Below are 5,252 nucleotides of genomic sequence, written 5' to 3'. Positions count from 1 at the left end.
GGATTTACCGTTAATTTGCAACTCGTCCACCTGTCCGCCGTCCGCCCCCAAACGTTATCAGCGAAGCCACAAATGAAATCACGATAAAGGAGCGAGAAGACAAGCTCATGGAACAATTTAGACTCCCGAAAATACCGATGCCGCAGCTGGAATTGCCGCAAGCCGTCAAGGACGTGCTGGCCGAAGCCGACACGAAACTGGCGCATCGCCCGAAATTGCTGCAGCTGTTCAAGAACTGTTTTCCGAACACGCTGGAAACGACAACCAAGCTGATGGACGACGGAACCACCTTCGTCATCACCGGCGACATCCCGGCCTCTTGGCTGCGCGACTCCGTGGAGCAGGTGATCCACTACGTGCCGTTCGCCAAGAACGATCCCGATTTGCAGCGGATCATCAGCGGGTTGATCAAACGCCATATCAACTATGTGCATATCGATCCGTACGCCAACGCGTTTAACGAATCGGCCAACGATTGGCACTGGAACACGACCGACGTAACGGAGATGTCCCCTTGGGTTTGGGAGCGCAAATTCGAAATCGATTCCTTGTGCTTCGTGGTCCGCTTGGCTTATACGTATTGGAAGGAAACCGAGCTGACCGATATTTTTGACGCCGGCTTTAAAGCCGCAATGCGGAAAATCTACGAGCTGTTCAAAACCGAGCAGCATCACTTCGAGCAATCGCCTTACCGCTTTACCCGCAACAACGGGATCCCAACCGATTCCTTGCGGAACAACGGTTTGGGCATGCCGGTGAACTATACGGGAATGATCTGGTCGGGCTTCCGTTCCAGCGACGACGCCTGCGATTTCCATTACAACGTTCCGGGCAACATGTTTGCGGTCGTGGCGCTGCGTCAAATGCAGGAATTCGCCGAATGGGTCTTCCGCGACATGGAATTCCTGGCCGAGCTGAAGGAGCTGGAGTTCGAGGTCGACCACGGCATCCAGCTGTACGGGATTTACCGCCATCCGGAATTCGGTCCGATTTACGCTTACGAAACCGACGGTTTCGGCAATTACTGCCTGATGGATGACGCCGGCACGCCGGGTCTGATGTCCATTCCGTATCTGGGTTACGTTGGCGCGGACGATCCAATCTATCAAAATACGCGGCGCTTTGCCCTGAGCAAAGAAAACCCGTTCTACTTCGAAGGCAAAGCCGCCAAAGGCATCGGCAGCCCTCATACTCCGGAGAATTACATCTGGCATATGGCCTTGTCGATGCAGGGCATCACGGCGCAAACGAAGGAAGAGAAGCTGGAAATGATCGCGATGCTGGAGGCGACCGACGCCGGTACCGGCTATATGCATGAAGGCTTCCACGCCGACGATCCGAACACGTTTACGCGCAAATGGTTCGCCTGGTCGAACAGCTTGTTCTCGCAGCTGGTGTACCGCGCGATGCAGGAAGGTATTTTGTAAACCCAATCCAAAGGAGACTTGACCATGAGCAAAATTATCGGCGAAGCCTTAAAAAATATCCCTTGGCAAGACAAACCGGCCGGCTCGAATGCACCGGTTTGGCGTTACTCCCAAAACCCGATCATTCAGCGCCACGCGATCCCGAACTCCAACAGCGTATTCAACTCCGCGGTCGTGCCTTTTGAAGGCGGATTTGCCGGCGTGTTCCGCTGCGATTCCCGTTCGGTCAGCATGGACATTTTTGCAGGGTTCAGCGACGACGGCGTGAACTGGAAGATCAACCACGAGCCGATTCAATTCGAAGGCGACGAGGAGATCACCAAACGCGAATACCGTTATGACCCGCGCGTATGCAAAATCGGCGACCGCTACTATATCACCTGGTGTAACGGCTACCATGGCCCGACGATCGGGATTGCTTACACGACCGACTTCAAGACGTTCCATCAGTTGGAGAACGCCTTCCTTCCGTACAACCGTAATGGCGTGTTATTCCCGCGCAAAATCGACGGTTACTACGCGATGGTTAGCCGTCCGAGCGACACGGGCCATACGCCGTTCGGCGATATTTTCTACAGCGTCAGCCCGGACTTGACGTTCTGGGGCAAACACCGCTACGTCATGGGGACGATTAACGGCGACGCTTCCGCATGGCAATCGAAAAAAATCGGCCCGGGGCCGGTTCCGATCGAAACCGACCAAGGCTGGCTGCTGATCTACCACGGCGTTATCAATACTTGCAACGGTTTCGTATACCGCATGGGCTGCGCCCTGCTCGACATCGACAAGCCATGGATCGTCAAAGCGCGTTCGCGCAACTATATCCTCGGCCCGGAAGAGCTGTATGAATTGGTTGGCGACGTGCCGAACGTGACCTTCCCGTGCGCGGCGTTGACCGACGCCGAAACCGGCCGGATCGCCATCTACTACGGCTGTGCCGATACGGTGACCGGCCTCGCGTTCACCACCGTGGACGAGCTGTTGAAATACATGGAAGAATATCCGCTGGAGACGGAAGCGTAAGCCGTCTTCGAGGATGACAAGCCACGGAGGAAAGTGGGGGGTTAGATAAATGAGCAAGCAGAGAACGGCCCATATCATTTCCCATACGCACTGGGATCGGGAATGGTATTTGCCTTATGAGAAGCATCACGTTCGCCTGGTAGAGCTGGTGGACGCGCTGCTGGATAAACTGGACGGCGATTCGGCGTTCCGCAGCTTTTACCTCGACGGTCAAACGATCATTCTCGAGGATTACCTGCAGGTACGGCCGGAGAACAAGGAACGCCTGGAAAAATACATCCGTGAAGGCCGTATCCTGATCGGGCCTTGGTATATTTTGCAGGATGCGTTCCTGACGAGCGGGGAAGCGAATGTCCGGAACATGCAAATTGGTCACCAGGACGCGAAAAAGTACGGCGCGCCGGCGAAAATCGGCTATTTCCCCGACACCTTCGGCCTGGTCGGGCAAATCCCGCAGCTGATGCAGCAGTCCGGCATTAGCAACGCCTTTTTCGGCCGCGGCGTGAAGCCGACCGGCTTCAACAATACCGTATCCGACGGCGGGTACGAGTCCTCCTTTTCGGAGCTGATCTGGGAAGGTCCCGATGGTTCCAAGGTGCTTGGGATCCTGTTCGCCAACTGGTATTCCAACGGCAACGAAGTGCCGGTGGATGAGGCGGAAGCGAAGGCATTCTGGGATCGGAAGCTGGCCGACGCGGAGAAATACGCAGCCACCGGCGAGCTGTTGTTCATGAACGGTTGCGACCATCAACCGCTGCAGTTGGACCTGCCGGAAGCGATCCGTACAGCCGAGAAGCTGTACCCGGACACGAAGTTCGTTCATTCGAACTTCCCGGAATATCTGAACGAGCTGGAAACCGCACTGGAAGGTCGCGAGCTGTCCACCGTGAAGGGCGAGCTGCGCAGCCAGCGCACGGACGGCTGGGGCACGCTGGTGAACACGGCCTCAGCGCGTGTCTACCTGAAGCAGATGAATCAGGAAGGCCAAGCCCTGCTGGAAAAAGTCGCCGAGCCGCTCGCCTCGATGGCGAACCTGCTCGGGAAGGATTACCCGCATCACTTGTTTACCTATGCTTGGAAAACGTTGATGCAAAACCATCCGCATGACAGCATCTGCGGATGCAGCGTAGACGAGGTTCACCGCGAGATGGTCACCCGCTTCGCCAAGAGCCGCCACGTTGCCGAGGCGCTCATCGACGACAGCAAGCGGGTGATCGCGGATGCGGTGAACACCTCCGTCTTCGCCGGATATGGCGAAGACCCGTTGCCGCTGGTCGTGTTCAATACGACCGGCTGGAGCCGTACGGGCACGGTGTCTATCGAGCTGGACGCCGCTCGCCTGTATTTGCGCGACGGCCTCGGCCTGGAGGAAACCGGCCGCCGCATGAAGGCGGTGGACCTGTCGGGCCGCGAGCTGGTCGACGAGCAGGGGAACACGGTGCCTTGCACGGTGGAGGATCTCGGGCTGCTGTTCGGCTACGACTTGCCGGACGACAAGTTCCGCCAGCCGTACATGTGCCGCCGCGTGAAGCTGACGTTCCAGGCGGCGGATGTCGCTGCACTGGGTCTGCGCACCTACGCGTGGGTGCGCCGCAAATCGGCCGCGGCAACTGCAAAGACGGCTTCGTTGTTCACCGGTCACCGGGTGATGGAGAATGCAAACCTGAAGGTGGAAATCGCGGAAGACGGCTCTTTTGTGATGACCGACAAAGCGACCGGTCAGGTGTACCGTGATCTTGGCGTGTATGAGAATACCGGCGATATCGGTAACGAATACATGTACAAGCAGCCGGAGGGCGAGAAAGCATTGACCACGAAAGGGTTGGCGGCGCAAATCCGCGTGTTGGAGGATGCCCCGTACCGCGCTTCCGTGGAAGTCTGCCATGACTGGGAGATTCCGGTGTCCGCCGATGAGAAGCTGGACGAGGAGATGCGCGAGCTGGTGTACTATCCATACCGCAAAGCACAGCGCAGCAGCAAGCTGACAACCTTGAAGCTTCGCACGGTCATTTCGCTGGAGGCCGCCGGCAAAGGCGTTCACATCGAAACGACAATCGACAATACGGCGAAGGACCATCGGATTCGCGCTTTGTTCCCGACCGATCTCAAAGCATCGGTGCATCAGGTGGATTCGATGTTCGAAGTCGCCGAACGCAGCATCGAACCGGCGCCGGAATGGGAAAATCCAAGTAACACCCAGCATCAGCAAGCGTTCGTCGACGTCAGCGGCGAGGGAGCCGGTTTAACGGTTGCCAACCTTGGCTTGAACGAATACGAGGTACTGCGCGACGGAAGGAACACGATCGCGGTCACGCTGCTTCGCTCCGTAGGTGAACTCGGCGATTGGGGCTTGTTCCCGACGCCGGAAGCCCAGTGCCTGGGCGTGCACACCGCACGGATGGAGCTGATCCCGCATAACGGCGATGGCATCGCGTCCGGCGCGTTTACGGAGGCGTACCAGTTCCAGATTCCGTGGACGGTCAGCCAAACGGAAATGCATGAGGGAACGTTGACCCCGGCGTATGCACCGTTCCAATGGGAAGGCCAGGAGCTGGCGTTCTCCTCGCTCAAAATGAACGAAGCGACCGGCGACCTGCTGCTACGTTGGTACAACATGAGCAAGCAGTCTTCGGAGCTGACGCTTGGTTTGAACATTCCGCATGAGAATTTCTATAAAACGACAATTCTCGAAGAGGACGCGGCGCCGCTGGCTAAGAGCGCGGCAGGCTGCCTGTCGCTTCTGGCCGGCCCATGCGAGATCGTGACGATCGGGATTCGCCGTTAAGTCGAGAGATCCCTAGT

General features: G+C 57.4%; 3 protein-coding genes. All 3 read left to right on the top strand.

Annotation, left to right across the window (positions count from 1 at the left end; genetic code table 11):
- Positions 1–107: 107 nt before the first annotated feature.
- Genes MJ257_RS24265 through MJ257_RS24255 form a run of 3 tightly spaced genes read left to right on the top strand, consistent with a single transcriptional unit; the run spans position 108 to position 5,235 of the window.
- Positions 108–1,427 (top strand): glycoside hydrolase family 125 protein, encoded by a 1,320-nt coding sequence (locus MJ257_RS24265; protein ID WP_240271752.1) that lies wholly within the window; start codon positions 108–110, stop codon positions 1,425–1,427.
- A 24-nt stretch (positions 1,428–1,451) separates the two neighbouring features.
- On the top strand, positions 1,452–2,450 hold the full coding sequence (locus MJ257_RS24260; RefSeq protein ID WP_240271751.1) for a glycoside hydrolase family 130 protein: 999 nt from the start codon (positions 1,452–1,454) through the stop codon (positions 2,448–2,450).
- A 49-nt stretch (positions 2,451–2,499) separates the two neighbouring features.
- Complete coding sequence (locus tag MJ257_RS24255) at positions 2,500–5,235, top strand: alpha-mannosidase (RefSeq protein WP_240271750.1); 2,736 nt, start codon at positions 2,500–2,502, stop codon at positions 5,233–5,235.
- Positions 5,236–5,252: the final 17 nt, after the last annotated feature.

Source organism: Paenibacillus timonensis (assembly GCF_022427145.1).
Classification (GTDB): Bacteria; Bacillota; Bacilli; order Paenibacillales; family Paenibacillaceae; genus Fontibacillus; species Fontibacillus timonensis.
The sequence above is the reverse complement of the archived record's forward strand: the minus strand, read 5'-3'. Positions and strand labels throughout refer to the sequence as shown.

What these genes read in the sequence shown, in the direction of transcription:
- MJ257_RS24265 (WP_240271752.1), top strand. Translation starts at nt 108, where the DNA reads ATGGAACAATTTAGACTCCCGAAAATACCGATGCCGCAGCTGGAATTG.
- MJ257_RS24255 (WP_240271750.1), top strand. Translation starts at nt 2,500, where the DNA reads ATGAGCAAGCAGAGAACGGCCCATATCATTTCCCATACGCACTGGGAT.
- MJ257_RS24260 (WP_240271751.1), top strand. Translation starts at nt 1,452, where the DNA reads ATGAGCAAAATTATCGGCGAAGCCTTAAAAAATATCCCTTGGCAAGAC.